This window comes from Natronoarchaeum sp. GCM10025703 (genome assembly GCF_042661985.1).
GTDB lineage: Archaea > Halobacteriota > Halobacteria > Halobacteriales > Natronoarchaeaceae > Natranaeroarchaeum.
This window is the reverse complement of record NZ_JBHSZF010000001.1, coordinates 1,295,059-1,307,766: the sequence shown is the minus strand read 5'-3', so window position 1 is coordinate 1,307,766 and position 12,708 is coordinate 1,295,059. Positions and strand designations below refer to the sequence as shown.

The following is a 12,708-nucleotide window of genomic DNA, read 5'->3' as shown; positions in this document are numbered from 1 at the left end:
CTGCGTGGAAGACGTGGAGAAACAAGGCTTTTGCGGGCGTGGTGAGCATCGGAGAACAATGACCGAGGACGTCTGTGTGCTGATCCCAACTCTCGACGAGGCCGAAACGATCGGGGACGTGATCGACGGCTTCCGAGCGGAGGGCTACGAGAACGTCCTCGTGATCGACGGCGGTTCCGCGGACGAGACGCGAGAGATCGCGCGCGACCACGGGGCGCGCGTCGTAGAGCAACGGGGCGAGGGGAAGGGACAGGCAGTAATAGAGGCGCTCGAGGAGATAGATGCCGAGTACGTCCTGCTCGTCGACGGTGACGCCACCTATCGTCCGGAGGACGCGGATGCAATGCTCGAACCGCTCCGCGAGGGGCGTGCGGAACACGTCATCGGCAACCGGTTTGCCGACATGCACCCCGGCGCGATGACCCGCCTCAATCGGCTCGGAAACCGGCTGATCAACCGGACCTTCGCCGTCGTGCATCACCGCAATCTCACGGACGTACTCAGCGGCTACCGCGCCTTCAGCGTCGAATCCATCGAGCGACTCGACCTTTCCTCGAACGGGTTCGGGATCGAGACCGAACTGGCAGTCGAGTGTGTCCGACAGGGCATCGACACCGAGGTCGTCCCGATCGGCTACCATCCACGCCCGGATGGCTCGGAGACGAACCTGCATCCGCTGCGGGATGGGGCAGTGATCGCCCTCACGCTGTACCGACTGGCGAAACTGAACAACCCCATTCTGTACTACGGGGCGATCGGTAGTACGAGCATGCTCGCCGGGGGCGTGCTCGGCCTCTACGTCGGCTATCGGTGGTTCGTCGAAGGGATCAGCCACGAGGTGCTCGCCCTGCTGGGGTCCTTTGCGATCCTGCTCGGTATCCAGATCATCATGTTCGGCGTGCTCTCGGACATGATCGTGACCCTACACCGGGAGCAGCGGCGGCGGATCGAGCAGATCACCGACGACGAGGAGTGAGCAGAAAGGAACCAGTGCGCGAACCTGCGCGAGCAGGCCGACTGACGTCGATTTTTCCGCGTTCCCGAGCGAAGCGCCGTAGCCGTGGCATAGCCAAGACCACCTCTCTGCTCGTCGAGCGGCCCACCGTAGTCCGGAAGGTCTTATCAGCCTCGCCTCTAACGTCCCGACATGACCGAGTACACCACCGTCTCGATCCCGAAGGATCTCGCGGACCGAGTCGACGAGACGATCGAGGGAACGAGCTTTTCCAGTACGAGCGATCTGGTCCGGTTCATGCTCCGGAGCATCGTCATTCAGCACCAGAAACGTGGAGAGCTAACCGAGGCCGAGTTCGAAGAGATCGCCGACCAGCTAAGCGAGTTAGGCTATCTGGAGTAGCTCAGAGGCCCTCGAACGAGTCAGTGGGCGGGACGGCATCGATAACAGTTAGCGACCGCCGTTCGCCGGACCGATTGAAAGCGGCGACGTCTCCGGCCTCCCACGGCGGTATCGCGACGAGGATCACTTCGTGAAGGTCGTCTTCGAGCGTGACATCCAGACTCCCGTCCGGATGGGAGAGGAATCGCCCCTGCGTCTGGTGGGGCGGGATGGTGAAGTCCATGCCGAAGACGGCATTGACTGATCGGTCGCCCTGGGGAACGTACAGGTCGGTGAAAACGGGCGTGTTCGCCGGGAGGTCGTTCGCGCCGTCGAGTTCGTCTGCAGGCGTCACCGAGAGCGCCATGCTCACCGGATCGGGATCCTGCTCGGCGGCGTACTCCAGCAAAGCCTCCTGTAACCCCTCGGTTACGAACACTCCGGTATCGCGGCTCACTACCGGTAACTTGCGGAGAGCGAGTGTTAACGGTGTCGCTCGGTTACCTCACTCAGAACGGGAGCACCGACCTGGCGTTCTCCAGGTACAGTCTGGGCATCCGCCTGCGCGACCCGGCTAGCGCGTCACGCATCACTCGGGTTGCGTCGTTGAGGATCGGCGTCCCGTGACCGATGAGGATCCGTTCGGGATCGAGGTTCTCGAAGACGTCACGCGGCGGCGTCGTCCGACGGAGCGGGTGGACGCCCAGTCGCTCGTCGCCCGCGAGGAAGTAACTCGCCCGCCCGAGGGATTCCGGAACGACCAGCGTGCCGGTCTCCTCGTCGTACAGCGCGACCTCCTTCCAGACGCGCCTGGTCACCACGGGCAGCACCTCGAAGCCAGTCTCGGCAAGCCGGTCGTCGAACCGCTCGATATCGGCGTCGAGATCCTCGGCGACGTCGTCCATCGATTCGTGGACGTACACCGGCACGTCGTGGCGGCGCGCAATAGCGGCGCTGTCTCGTTTGTGCCGATCCAGCAGGATGACGATGCCCGCCACGGGACCGTACTCGTCAAGTTTCTCGTCCAGGCCGTCGGCGTCCACCGGATCGACCAGCCACACTTCGTCGTCGACGACGAGTGCGTGGCTCGCGCGCTTCATTCCCTCGTCGGGATACGCGATCCAGCTCATTCCGATATCCCAGTCTACCGTCTTCTCGAGTTCGGCTGCTCCGCTGGCTTTGATCGGCATCTGTCTGCCCACAACTCGGGGTGCAAGCCCGATAAACCCACCCCAACGTCCCGAGAGGAACCGCCAACAGATCCGAGTGATATGTGAACACCCACCAAGAGTAGGGAATATATACGACGGGCCGCTAGCCGCTCGCGTGGCATCGCCGTACGACATCCTGGGCGTCGAGCGCGGAGCGGACGACGAGGAACTGCTCGAAGCGTATCGGGCACGGGTCAAGGAGACACATCCGGACCACGGCGGATCGGCGCGCGCGTTCCAGGCTGTCAAGACGGCGTACGAACGGATCGAGGCGGGCAAGGCGGGTCCGATCTCGGTCCACGAGAACGACACGGATCCCGTCGACGAGGCAGAAGAGGAGCGCTTTCGCGTCGAGTTCCTGAACTATCAGCGCCTCGACGAGCAGGGCTGGAGCCTGGAAGACGAAGATCTGTTCGAGAAAGCGGCCGGTGCAAATCTCGGACAGGCCGATTACGGCGAGATTACGGTCGAGAAAAACGAGACGTTGCTCGAAGCCGCCGAAAACAGCGGGCTGGCGTGGCCATTTGCCTGTCGCGGCGGTGCGTGCTCGAACTGTGCCGTCGCGGTGATCGAGGGGGACGTTCCGCCGCCGACGAGCCACGTCCTCACCTCGGAGATGATCGACCGGGGGATCCGACTGTCCTGTATCTCCGCTCCGGTCACCGAGGACACGAAAGTCGTCTTCAACGTGAAACACCTGCCAGCGGTCGAGGACCTGTTACTCTCGGAGAGCCGGTTCAATCGCGCCTACTCGACGGATTGAGCGTTACAGTTGGCCGGTGTCGATACTCACATCCGGTGGCGAGACGATCAGGAACCCGCGGAAGTGGACGAGTTCGCCGTCCTCGTCGCGTACGTCTCGGGCAAACCCGGCGGCCAGTTCGTTGATGTCGCCCTCGACGGCGAGGACGAGGACGTTTCCGGCGATCACAGTTTCGACCCACTCGTCCGGTTCCGTCGTGCCGTCGAGTACGCCGAGCACGACGCGTCCGTCGAACGCTTCGCCCTCGTCTTCGTCCTCGATGTGGTCCTCCATCGAACGGAGATCGAGGTTGAAATCGGTCATATCGCATCAGAGGTAACCCCCGAGAAAAAACCTTCTCAGTCCGACGGGGCGACGAGCCGTCAGGTCGCACCCAGAGAGACGGCGCAGATACCCCATCGCTCGTACCGATAGGTACAACGATGATTTGGCCTAACAGTGGGGTTTTGTGTTCTACGCGTGACAGTTACGCATGATCCGACGTAGATTCGTGCTGGCCGCTGGTGCGACAGTGGCTACTGCTGGCTGTCTGGGCGACGACGGCCCGGAGGAGGAAGTCGTCCGTATCGACGACCGGATCCTCGATGCGGAGTCGTTCGAGTTCGACGTGGCTGAAGACGACGAGACGGAGGTCGTCGTCCATGTCCGCGAGGTGGGTGTGGCCGACGTAGCGCTACTGGATCCCGGCGAGGAGGACGATCCGGTGATCAGCGACACGCTGGAGTACGTCGACTCTTCTGTCAGGGAAACCTACACACCGACGCTCGATCCCGGAGTGGTCAGACGCTCGATATCGACACCGACAATACGGTCATCGACGTGGTCGTGACGTCGTACTGGTAGGATTCGAGTCGCGCGTTCCCGTCGATAGACGAGCGGTACCCGTCAGCATGCCGTAGATGCCGGTTTGTAATTTTTGCCGGCCAAAGCAGGTCGACGATTGGCCGAACGAACGACACACTTATATACTGAGACATGATTCACTAAGATACCATGTCCGACCAAACGTCCATGGATTCGTCCTCTGACACCAGTCAGGGGGTCGAGTTCTTCCAGGGCACGTTAGATTCAACTGACGAAATTGAGTCAGCACGCGTTTTCGATACCACACTCCGCGACGGAGAACAATCACCACGGACGTCATTCTCGTACGAAGACAAACGCGAGATAGCGGCCGTGCTGGACGAGATGGGTACCCACGTCATCGAGGCCGGGTTCCCCGTCAACTCCGATGCGGAGTTCGAGGCGGTGCGTGACATCGCCGAGAACACATCGACGACGACCTGCGGATTGGCGCGGGTCGTCGACAAGGACATCGAGGCCGCAATCGACAGCGGCGTCGAGATGGTCCACGTGTTCTCCTCGACGAGCGACGTTCAGATCGAGGATTCGATGCACGCGACCCGTGAAGAAGTAGTAGAGCGTTCGGTCGCGGCCGTCGAGCGAGTCAAGGACGCAGGACTGACCTGCATGTACTCGCCGATGGACGCGACCCGTACTGACGAAGGGTACCTGATCGAAGTGATTGAGGAGGTCTCGGATGCCGGGACCGACTGGATCAACATCCCAGACACGTGTGGCGTGGCGACGCCGCGACGGTTCTACGACCTGATCAGCACGGTCGTCTCCCACACCGACGCGAACGTCGACGTTCACACCCACGACGACTTCGGACTGGCGACCGCCAACGCCCTCTCGGGCATCGAAGCGGGCGCCAGGCAGGCGCAGGTGTCGGTCAACTCGATCGGCGAACGCGCCGGCAACGCCGCATACGAGGAGTTCGTGATGGCTATCGAGTCGGTCTACCAGGTCGATACTGGCATCGACACGTCGCGTATCACCGAACTCTCGCGGCTGGTCGAGGAGAAAAGCGGGATCGACGTCCCGGGCAACAAGCCCGTCGTCGGCGAGAACGCGTTCTCCCACGAGAGCGGCATCCACGCCGCAGGCGTCATCGAGAACTCCGATACGTTCGAGCCGGGCGTCATGACCCCAGATATGGTCGGCGCCCACCGCGAACTGGTGCTTGGCAAACACACCGGCAATCACTCGGTCCGCGAACGGCTAGAAGAGGCCGGCTTCGCTCCCTCCGACGACGAGGTCCGCGCGGTCACCCGCGAGGTGAAAGACCGCGGCGCGGAAAAGGAGCGAGTGACACTGGCGATGCTGAAGGAGTTCGCACGCGAGCAGGGCATCAAGCGCACGGAGGAGGTCCGCGCCTGATGACCGCGTCCGGGTCCGCCGGTAGTGACAACTGCGAGCGACTGGTCTACGACCGGTACTCGATAACACACAAGAATTATGTACTCAAAGAGCATCAGGTACGGCGTGATGAAACGGATCGCTCCGACTGGTGCCGCCACTGCCACCAGCGGACGGTCCGTCCGGCGTCTTCTCGGTGTGATTGTAGGGGCTCTATAGCCCCACCACTACCACAGTTTTCGACCCCGACCGTATCGACCATAGATCACACAGCCACCGCTCGAACCATGTATCGACCTCGACACCCACGACGACAGTATAGCCAGACAACCACGCCACCAGAACGGCCATCGGCGGGTGCAGGCGCATGAGTGAGCCAGCACACGCCGCAGAGATCACGGACAGCGAGGAGGAAACCGACCAGGAGCCGGTTACCACCGGCGCTCAGTCCGTCGTTCGCGCGCTCGAAAACGACGGCGTCGAACACCTCTTCGGCGTCCAGGGCGGGGCGATCATGCCCGTCTACGACGCGCTGTACGACTCCGACCAGCTCACGCATATCACGATGGCCCACGAACAGGGCGCGGCCCACGCTGCGGACGCCTACGGCGTCGTTGCAAACGACCCGGGGTCTGTCTGGCGACGTCCGGCCCCGGCGCGACGAACCTCATCACGGGAATCGCCGACGCGTCGATGGACTCCGACCCGTTCGTTGCGCTGACCGGTCAGGTCCCGACGAACTTCGTCGGCAACGACGCGTTTCAGGAGACGGACACGACCGGCGTGACCGATCCGATCACGAAACACAACATCTTCGCGGACGACTCCGACCGGGTCGGCGACGACGTCGGGTCCGCACTCGCGCTCTCGCGTGAGGGGCGGCCCGGCCCGACGCTGGTCGATCTGCCCAAAGACGTCACCAACGGCGAGACCGACCAGGAACCAGGCGAGGCCTCGGTGCCGGATACCTACCAGTACAGGGAACACGCCGAGACAGAGAGCGTCGACGAGGCGGCGAGCGCCGTCGAGGAGGCCGCACGGCCCGTCATCCTCGCCGGCGGCGGCGTCATCCGAAGCGAGGCTTCCGAGGAACTGTACGAGTTCGCGACGCGCTACGAGATTCCCGTCGTCACGACGATGCCGGGCACCGGCGCGTTCCCCGAAGACCACGAACTCTCGATGGGCGGCGGCGGGATGCACGGCACCGGCTTCGCCAACATGGCCCTGCATCACTCCAGCCTGCTCATCGGCATCGGCACGCGCTTCGACGACCGACTGACCGGCGGCATCGAGACGTTCGCGCCGGAAGCAGAGGTCGTCCACGTCGATATCGACCCCGCCGAGATATCGAAGAACGTCCACGCCGACTACCCGCTGATCGGCGACGCGGGGACCGTCATCGAGCAACTCACCGACGCAGTCGGGCGAACGCCCGACGCCGACACCTGGCGCGACCAGTGCAAGGAGTGGAAAGCCGAGTATCCGATGGACTACCCGGTCCCCGAAGACCGGGCGCTCCAGCCGGAGTTCGTCGTCGAGGCGCTCGACGAAGCGACCAGCGACCGTGCAATCGTCACCACCGGCGTCGGCCAGCATCAGATGTGGGCCTGGCAGTACTGGGACTGGCTCGAACCGGGCACGTTCGTCAGTTCAAACGGGCTGGGAACGATGGGCTACGGGCTGCCGGCAGCCATCGGCGCCCGCGTCGCGGCCGACGACGACCAGGAAGTCATCTGCTTCGAGGGCGACGGCTCCTTCCTGATGACGATGCAGGAACTGTCCGTCGCGGTCCGCGAGGACCTCGATATCACCGTTGCGGTGCTGAACAACGAGTATATCGGGATGGTTCGCCAGTGGCAGGACGCCTTCTTCGAGGGGCGACACGCCGCCTCGGAGTACGGTTGGTGTCCCGAGTTCGACAAACTCGCCGAAGCCTTCGGCGCGCATGGCGAGGCCGTCGAGAACTACGACGAAGTCCCCGACGCCGTCGAGGCCGCGATGGAGTACGACGGTCCGACGGTCATCGACTTCCGCATCGACCCACAGGCGAACGTCTACCCGATGGTTCCCAGCGGCGGTAACAACGGGAAGTTCGCACTGTCGGAAAGCCAACTGGACGAGATCTAACAATGAGCGACGATACAGATTCCAAGGCACTGGATGGACCGCACCCGAACGAGCGACCGGAGACGTCGCGACGGCGCAACGCACAGGGGATCCGGATCGACCCCGACGCCGAGGCCGAACCGGATACCGAACGCGCGGTGCTCTCCGCGCTGGTCGCTCACGAACCGGGCGTGCTCGCCAAGGTCGCCTCGCTGTTTAGCCGGCGACAGTTCAACATCGAGAGCCTGACCGTCGGCGCGACGACCGACGACGACCGCGCGCGGATCACGCTCGTCATCGAGGAGCCCGGGCCGGGCGTCGAGCAGGCCAAAAAACAGCTCCAGAAGCTCGTCCCGGTCGTCTCCGTGACGGAACTGCCGAGCGACGCGACGAGGCGGGACCTCGCGCTGATCAAGGTCGACGGCACCCATCCCGACCAGGTCAACGCGATGGCCGATATGTACGGCGGACAGGCCGTGGACGCGGGCCAGGAAACTGTCACTATCGAGGTTACGGGCAGTGAGCAGAAGATCGACGCCGCGGTCGAGGCGTTCGAGCGGTTCGGAATCGAGGAGATCGTTCGCACCGGAACCGCGGCACTCACGCGGGGTGCGGAGCAGACGGCCGCCAAAGTGCCACCGACCGCGGAACCGGAAAGCAAAGAAGTGCCGGCCGACGACTGAAGATTGAGAAACATATGGCAGACGAGTTTACCACGACAGTATACCACGACGAGGACGCGAACAGTTCGTATATCGAAGACAAGACGGTCGCCGTACTCGGTTACGGTAGCCAGGGGCACGCCCACGCGCTCAACCTCGACGACAGTGGCGTCGACGTGATCGTCGGCCTGCGCGAGGACTCGTCCTCGTGGCCGGAAGCCGAAAGCGAAGGCCTGCGCGTCGAAACGCCGGACGTCGCCACCGCCGAGGCCGACATCGTCCAGATGCTCGTGCCCGACACGATTCAGCCTGCAGTGTACGAAGCCATCGAGGACGGTCTGGAAGCGGGCGACACGCTCCAGTTCGCACACGGGTTCAACATCCACTACGGCCAGATCCGACCGCCGGAAGACGTCGACGTGACGATGGTCGCGCCGAAGTCCCCGGGCCACCTGGTCCGCCGAACCTACGAGCGCCGCGAGGGCGTTCCGGGACTGATCGCGGTCTATCAGGACGCGACCGGCAACGCCAAAGAGCAGTCGCTCGCCTACGCGGAAGCTATCGGCTGTACGCGAGCAGGCGTCATCGAGACGTCGTTTCAGGAGGAGGTCGAGACCGACCTCTTCGGCGAGCAGGCCGTCCTCTGTGGCGGCGTCACTGACCTGATGAAACAGGGCTACGAGACGCTCGTCGACGCCGGCTACTCGCCCGAGATGGCCTACTTCGAGTGCATGAACGAGATGAAACTCATCGTCGACCTCATCTACGAGGGTGGGCTGATGGGGATGTGGAACTCCGTCTCCGACACCGCCGAGTACGGTGGACTCACCCGCGGCGAGTACGTCGTCGACGAGGAGTACGCCCGCGAAGGGATGGAGCAGGTGCTCGAAGAGGTCCAGAACGGCGAGTTCGCCCGCGAATGGATCACCGAGAACCAGACGAATCGACCGAGCTACAAACAACTCCGCGCCGCCGAGGAGAACCACGAAATCGAAGCCGTCGGCGGCCGCCTGCGCGAACTGTTCGCGTGGGAGGAAGCAAAAGAAGAAGTCCCAGCAGATGACTGAACAGATGCGAAACGTCGATCACACCCACCCGTTCGGTGACAGGAGTGCTGCCCGCTCGTTCGAGCGCGGCCCGACCGTCGTCACCGACGGTGGACAGGACGAACAGACCGAGGAACGAATGGCGGACGTCGACCACGTCCCGCCCCACGGCGAGGGCGCGAGTCCGGTCTTTAAGCGCGGGAAGAAGCGGCAGGCTGACGTATCCGTGAACGTAGCAGTAGATAAGGACAACAGATGAGCAAGGGAACGCTATACGACAAGGTCTGGGAAGAGCACAAGATAACCGAACTTCCGACCGGGCAGGACCAGCTGTTCGTCGGACTCCACCTCATCCACGAGGTCACCAGTCCGCAGGCGTTCGGAATGTTGCAGGAGCGGGGACTGGAAGTGGCCTATCCGGAGCTAACGCACGCGACGGTCGACCACATCGTTCCGACGGCGGACCAGTCTCGCCCGTACAAGGAGGACGCCGCCGAGGAGATGATGGCTGAACTCGAAGAGAACGTCCGCAACGCAGGTATCGAGTTCTCGGACCCGACGACTGGCGATCAGGGAATCGTCCACGTCATCGGACCGGAGCAGGGGATCACTCAGCCCGGAAAGACGATCGTCTGCGGGGACAGTCACACCTCAACTCACGGCGCGTTCGGTGCGCTCGCGTTCGGCATCGGGACGAGCCAGATCCGCGACGTGCTGGCGACCCAGACCATCGCGATGGAGAAACAGAAGGTTCGCAAGATCGAGGTCAACGGTGAGCTCGGCGAGGGCGTCGAAGCGAAAGACATCATCCTCGAAATCATCCGCCGGCTCGGCACCGAGGGCGGCGTTGGCTACGTCTACGAGTACGCCGGCGACGTGATCGAGAGCCTGGGAATGGAAGGCCGAATGTCGATCTGTAACATGTCAATCGAGGGCGGTGCCCGGGCGGGCTATGTCAACCCCGACGAGACCACCCTCGAGTGGCTCGAGGAGACCGACTACTTCCAAGAGAACCCAGGGGAGTTCGAGAAACTGAAACCCTACTGGGAGTCGATCCGATCCGACAAGGACGCAGAATACGACGACGTCGTCACCATCGACGCGAACGAACTCGACCCCGTCGTCACGTGGGGGACGACGCCCGGTCAGGGCGTCGGCATCAACGATCCGATCCCAGCGCCGGAAACGCTGGCCGATGACAAACAGAACACCGCGAAGCGCGCCCAGAAACACATGCGTGTCGAACCGGGCGAGACGATGGAAGGCTACGATATCGACGTTGCCTTCCTTGGCTCGTGTACCAACGCCCGCCTGCCCGACCTGCGCCGCGCCGCGGGCATCGTGAAGGGCCGCGAGGTTCACGAGGACGTCCGTGCGATGGTCGTTCCCGGCAGCCAGCGCGTCCAGAAACAGGCCGAAGAGGAAGGTCTCAAGGACGTCTTCGAGGAGGCCGGGTTCGAGTGGCGAAACGCCGGCTGTTCGATGTGTCTGGGCATGAACGAGGACCAGCAGAGGGCGACGAAGCCTGCGCGTCCTCGTCGAATCGTAACTTTGTCGGTCGACAGGGAAGCAAGGACGGCCGCACCGTCCTGATGAACCCACGGATGGTCGCCACCGCGGCGATCACCGGCGAGGTCTCTGACGTGCGCGATCTGAAAGAGGTGACTACAGTATGACCGACGAAATCGAGATTCCGGAAGTCAACTACGTTACCGGGTCGGGTATCCCCGTCCGCGGAAACGACATCGACACCGACCAGGTGATCCCCGCCCGCTTCATGAAGGTCGTCACCTTCGACGGACTGGGCGAGTTCGCCTTCTTCGATCAGCGGTTCGACGACGAAGACAACCAGAAAGAACACCCGTTCAACGACGAGGAATTTCAGGACGCGAACGTACTGGTCGTCAACGCGAACTTCGGCTGTGGCTCCTCCCGCGAGCACGCCCCCAGGCACTGATGCGCTGGGGTATCGACGCCATTATCGGCGAGAGTTTCGCCGAGATCTTCGCGGGCAACTGTCTCGCGCTGGGCGTCCCGACCGTGACTGCCGACCACGAGACGATCAACGCACTACAGCAGTGGGTCGACGACAATCCCGACGGCGAGATCCAGGTAGACATCGACGCCGAGACCGTTACGTACGGTAGCAACGAGATCAGCGTCACCGTCGACGACGCTCAGCGCAAGGCGCTGGTCGACGGCGTCTGGGATACCACAGCGCTGATGAAATCCAACGCGCACTCTGTCCGCGAGAAATCTGAGAGTCTGCCCTACGTGCAGGATACTGCGATCCCCGAAGCCGAGTAACCGGCTCTCTTGGCGATTCGGTCGGTAGTGGGAAGAAAATTATCTTCCGTTATATATCAGCCTGCATATAAAAACTGTATCTGTGCAAATGTTAAGCGCGACGTCGTCGAGACGTTCGCGGAGAGCTCCACGGACAACTGCAGGTCGCTTGGCATCCCCGCCGCAACCGCCGACAAAGAGACCGTGAGGAACCTCCGGAAGTGGCTTCGGGAGCATCCCGATGGTGACGTCGAATCCGACGGCTGTCGGCCTGGTTCGTCGCGATCCGAACGTTCCTGCGTAATTTGTCGACTGCCCCGGAGAAACCCTATCATCGACCACTACATATCAGTTGTATTCTATCACGCATCGTATACCTGTAGAGACCAATCCTACTGTGCATGTCTGATAGACAGAGCCGTCGACGGTTTCTCGGTGCAAGCGGCGCAGTAGCCCTCACCACAATCGCAGGCTGTCTCGGTGGCGACGAAGACTCTGCGGATGGAAACGCCGACGAGGGGGAATGGAGAACGGCGACGAGGAAACTGCAAACGGCGAGGAGAGCGGCGACGAGGAAACGGCAAACGGCGAGGAGAACGGCGACGACGAAGAAGTGGAGAACGGCGAGGATGACGTTCCGATGGTCGCTGAGGTCCCGACGGAGATCGACGATTACCTCCAGGATGCTCCGAACTACGACGGGGGAATGGTTGACGCGACGGGTCAGGATCAGGTAACGATTGCGCTGACGGCCGAGAGCGTGTTCAACCGCCGGCAGTTCGTGTCGATTCGGGAACCACGATCCAGTGGCTCTGGCAGGGTGGTGCACACAACGTCGTCTCCGATGCGGCTTCCGCCGCTGAGTTCAAAAGCGGGAGCGTCGTCCTCGAAGAGGGCGAAACCTTCGAGCAGTCCTTCGACGACGGGATCCAGCGATACTACTGTGAACCCCACGTCGATCTGGGAATGCTCGGCGCAGTCGACGTCGTCGCGCCAGACCAGTAAGTCGACCGAGTGACCGGCCGCGATACTGACGGACGGGCGATTTTTTGCTGGCCGCGAGGAGAGCAACGCCGTGAGATACTAAACCCCCTGA

12 protein-coding genes and 3 pseudogenes are annotated in these 12,708 nt (G+C 62.7%); 12 read left to right on the top strand and 3 right to left on the bottom strand.

The window, feature by feature from the left end:
• Nucleotides 1–58: 58 nt before the first annotated feature.
• Together aglJ and ACFQH2_RS07420 are read left to right on the top strand one after the other, a co-directional pair.
• Nucleotides 59–976 carry an S-layer glycoprotein N-glycosyltransferase AglJ gene (gene aglJ, locus ACFQH2_RS07425; RefSeq protein WP_377052338.1) on the top strand — a complete coding sequence of 306 codons (918 nt, stop codon included), beginning with the start codon at nucleotides 59–61 and terminating at the stop codon, nucleotides 974–976.
• Nucleotides 977–1,147: 171 nt separating this feature from the next.
• Complete coding sequence (locus ACFQH2_RS07420; RefSeq protein ID WP_377052336.1) at nucleotides 1,148–1,357, top strand: ribbon-helix-helix domain-containing protein; 210 nt, start codon at nucleotides 1,148–1,150, stop codon at nucleotides 1,355–1,357.
• 1 nt (nucleotide 1,358) lies between these two features.
• On the opposite strand, the gene ACFQH2_RS07415 is transcribed toward ACFQH2_RS07420, so the two are convergent.
• Both ACFQH2_RS07415 and ACFQH2_RS07410 read right to left on the bottom strand, forming a co-directional pair.
• Entirely contained in the window at nucleotides 1,359–1,793 is a 435-nt protein-coding gene (locus ACFQH2_RS07415; protein ID WP_377052334.1) for a hypothetical protein, read from the bottom strand.
• Nucleotides 1,794–1,845: 52 nt separating this feature from the next.
• The gene (locus ACFQH2_RS07410; RefSeq protein ID WP_377052332.1) at nucleotides 1,846–2,526 is read right to left on the bottom strand and encodes a hypothetical protein; all 681 of its coding nucleotides are present in this window, start codon (nucleotides 2,524–2,526) and stop codon (nucleotides 1,846–1,848) included.
• A gap of 136 nt (nucleotides 2,527–2,662) precedes the next feature.
• Between ACFQH2_RS07410 and fer the strand changes: the two genes are divergently transcribed.
• Nucleotides 2,663–3,310, top strand: a complete 648-nt coding sequence (gene fer, locus ACFQH2_RS07405; protein ID WP_377052330.1) for a ferredoxin Fer — start codon at nucleotides 2,663–2,665, stop codon at nucleotides 3,308–3,310.
• 3 nt (nucleotides 3,311–3,313) lie between these two features.
• Here fer and ACFQH2_RS07400 read toward each other — a convergent pair whose 3' ends face one another.
• Nucleotides 3,314–3,613: a DUF5779 family protein gene (locus ACFQH2_RS07400; RefSeq protein ID WP_377052328.1), complete on the bottom strand. Its 300-nt coding sequence runs from the start codon at nucleotides 3,611–3,613 to the stop codon at nucleotides 3,314–3,316.
• 169 nt (nucleotides 3,614–3,782) lie between these two features.
• Between ACFQH2_RS07400 and ACFQH2_RS07395 the strand changes: the two genes are divergently transcribed.
• The 9 genes and pseudogenes from ACFQH2_RS07395 to ACFQH2_RS07355 all read left to right on the top strand — a co-directional run bounded on the left by ACFQH2_RS07395 (nucleotide 3,783) and on the right by ACFQH2_RS07355 (nucleotide 12,617).
• Nucleotides 3,783–4,139, top strand: coding sequence for a hypothetical protein (locus ACFQH2_RS07395; RefSeq protein WP_377076601.1), 357 nt, complete (start codon nucleotides 3,783–3,785; stop codon nucleotides 4,137–4,139).
• 182 nt (nucleotides 4,140–4,321) lie between these two features.
• Entirely contained in the window at nucleotides 4,322–5,533 is a 1,212-nt protein-coding gene (locus tag ACFQH2_RS07390) for a LeuA family protein (protein ID WP_377076600.1), read from the top strand.
• Nucleotides 5,534–5,879: 346 nt separating this feature from the next.
• Nucleotides 5,880–7,639 (top strand): annotated as a pseudogene (gene ilvB, locus ACFQH2_RS07385) (biosynthetic-type acetolactate synthase large subunit).
• A 2-nt stretch (nucleotides 7,640–7,641) separates the two neighbouring features.
• Nucleotides 7,642–8,301, top strand: a complete 660-nt coding sequence (gene ilvN, locus ACFQH2_RS07380) for an acetolactate synthase small subunit (RefSeq protein WP_377052322.1) — start codon at nucleotides 7,642–7,644, stop codon at nucleotides 8,299–8,301.
• 14 nt (nucleotides 8,302–8,315) lie between these two features.
• Complete coding sequence (gene ilvC / locus ACFQH2_RS07375; RefSeq protein WP_377052320.1) at nucleotides 8,316–9,347, top strand: ketol-acid reductoisomerase; 1,032 nt, start codon at nucleotides 8,316–8,318, stop codon at nucleotides 9,345–9,347.
• On the top strand, nucleotides 9,340–9,585 hold the full coding sequence (locus ACFQH2_RS07370) for a hypothetical protein (RefSeq protein WP_377052318.1): 246 nt from the start codon (nucleotides 9,340–9,342) through the stop codon (nucleotides 9,583–9,585). Before ilvC ends, ACFQH2_RS07370 begins: the two co-directional genes overlap by 8 nt.
• Nucleotides 9,582–11,002 (top strand): annotated as a pseudogene (leuC, locus tag ACFQH2_RS07365) (3-isopropylmalate dehydratase large subunit). Before ACFQH2_RS07370 ends, leuC begins: the two are co-directional and overlap by 4 nt.
• Nucleotides 10,999–11,633 (top strand): annotated as a pseudogene (gene leuD / locus ACFQH2_RS07360) (3-isopropylmalate dehydratase small subunit). Before leuC ends, leuD begins: the two co-directional pseudogenes overlap by 4 nt.
• Before the next feature lie 780 nt (nucleotides 11,634–12,413).
• The gene (locus ACFQH2_RS07355) at nucleotides 12,414–12,617 is read left to right on the top strand and encodes a plastocyanin/azurin family copper-binding protein (RefSeq protein ID WP_377076976.1); all 204 of its coding nucleotides are present in this window, start codon (nucleotides 12,414–12,416) and stop codon (nucleotides 12,615–12,617) included.
• The last annotated feature ends 91 nt before the right edge of the window (nucleotides 12,618–12,708 follow it).

What these genes read in the sequence shown, in the direction of transcription:
- ACFQH2_RS07400 (WP_377052328.1), bottom strand. Translation starts at nt 3,613, where the DNA reads ATGACCGATTTCAACCTCGATCTCCGTTCGATGGAGGACCACATCGAG.
- ACFQH2_RS07390 (WP_377076600.1), top strand. Translation starts at nt 4,322, where the DNA reads ATGGATTCGTCCTCTGACACCAGTCAGGGGGTCGAGTTCTTCCAGGGC.
- ACFQH2_RS07395 (WP_377076601.1), top strand. Translation starts at nt 3,783, where the DNA reads ATGATCCGACGTAGATTCGTGCTGGCCGCTGGTGCGACAGTGGCTACT.
- ilvC (WP_377052320.1), top strand. Translation starts at nt 8,316, where the DNA reads ATGGCAGACGAGTTTACCACGACAGTATACCACGACGAGGACGCGAAC.
- ACFQH2_RS07420 (WP_377052336.1), top strand. Translation starts at nt 1,148, where the DNA reads ATGACCGAGTACACCACCGTCTCGATCCCGAAGGATCTCGCGGACCGA.
- ilvN (WP_377052322.1), top strand. Translation starts at nt 7,642, where the DNA reads ATGAGCGACGATACAGATTCCAAGGCACTGGATGGACCGCACCCGAAC.
- ACFQH2_RS07370 (WP_377052318.1), top strand. Translation starts at nt 9,340, where the DNA reads ATGACTGAACAGATGCGAAACGTCGATCACACCCACCCGTTCGGTGAC.
- ACFQH2_RS07410 (WP_377052332.1), bottom strand. Translation starts at nt 2,526, where the DNA reads ATGCCGATCAAAGCCAGCGGAGCAGCCGAACTCGAGAAGACGGTAGAC.
- aglJ (WP_377052338.1), top strand. Translation starts at nt 59, where the DNA reads ATGACCGAGGACGTCTGTGTGCTGATCCCAACTCTCGACGAGGCCGAA.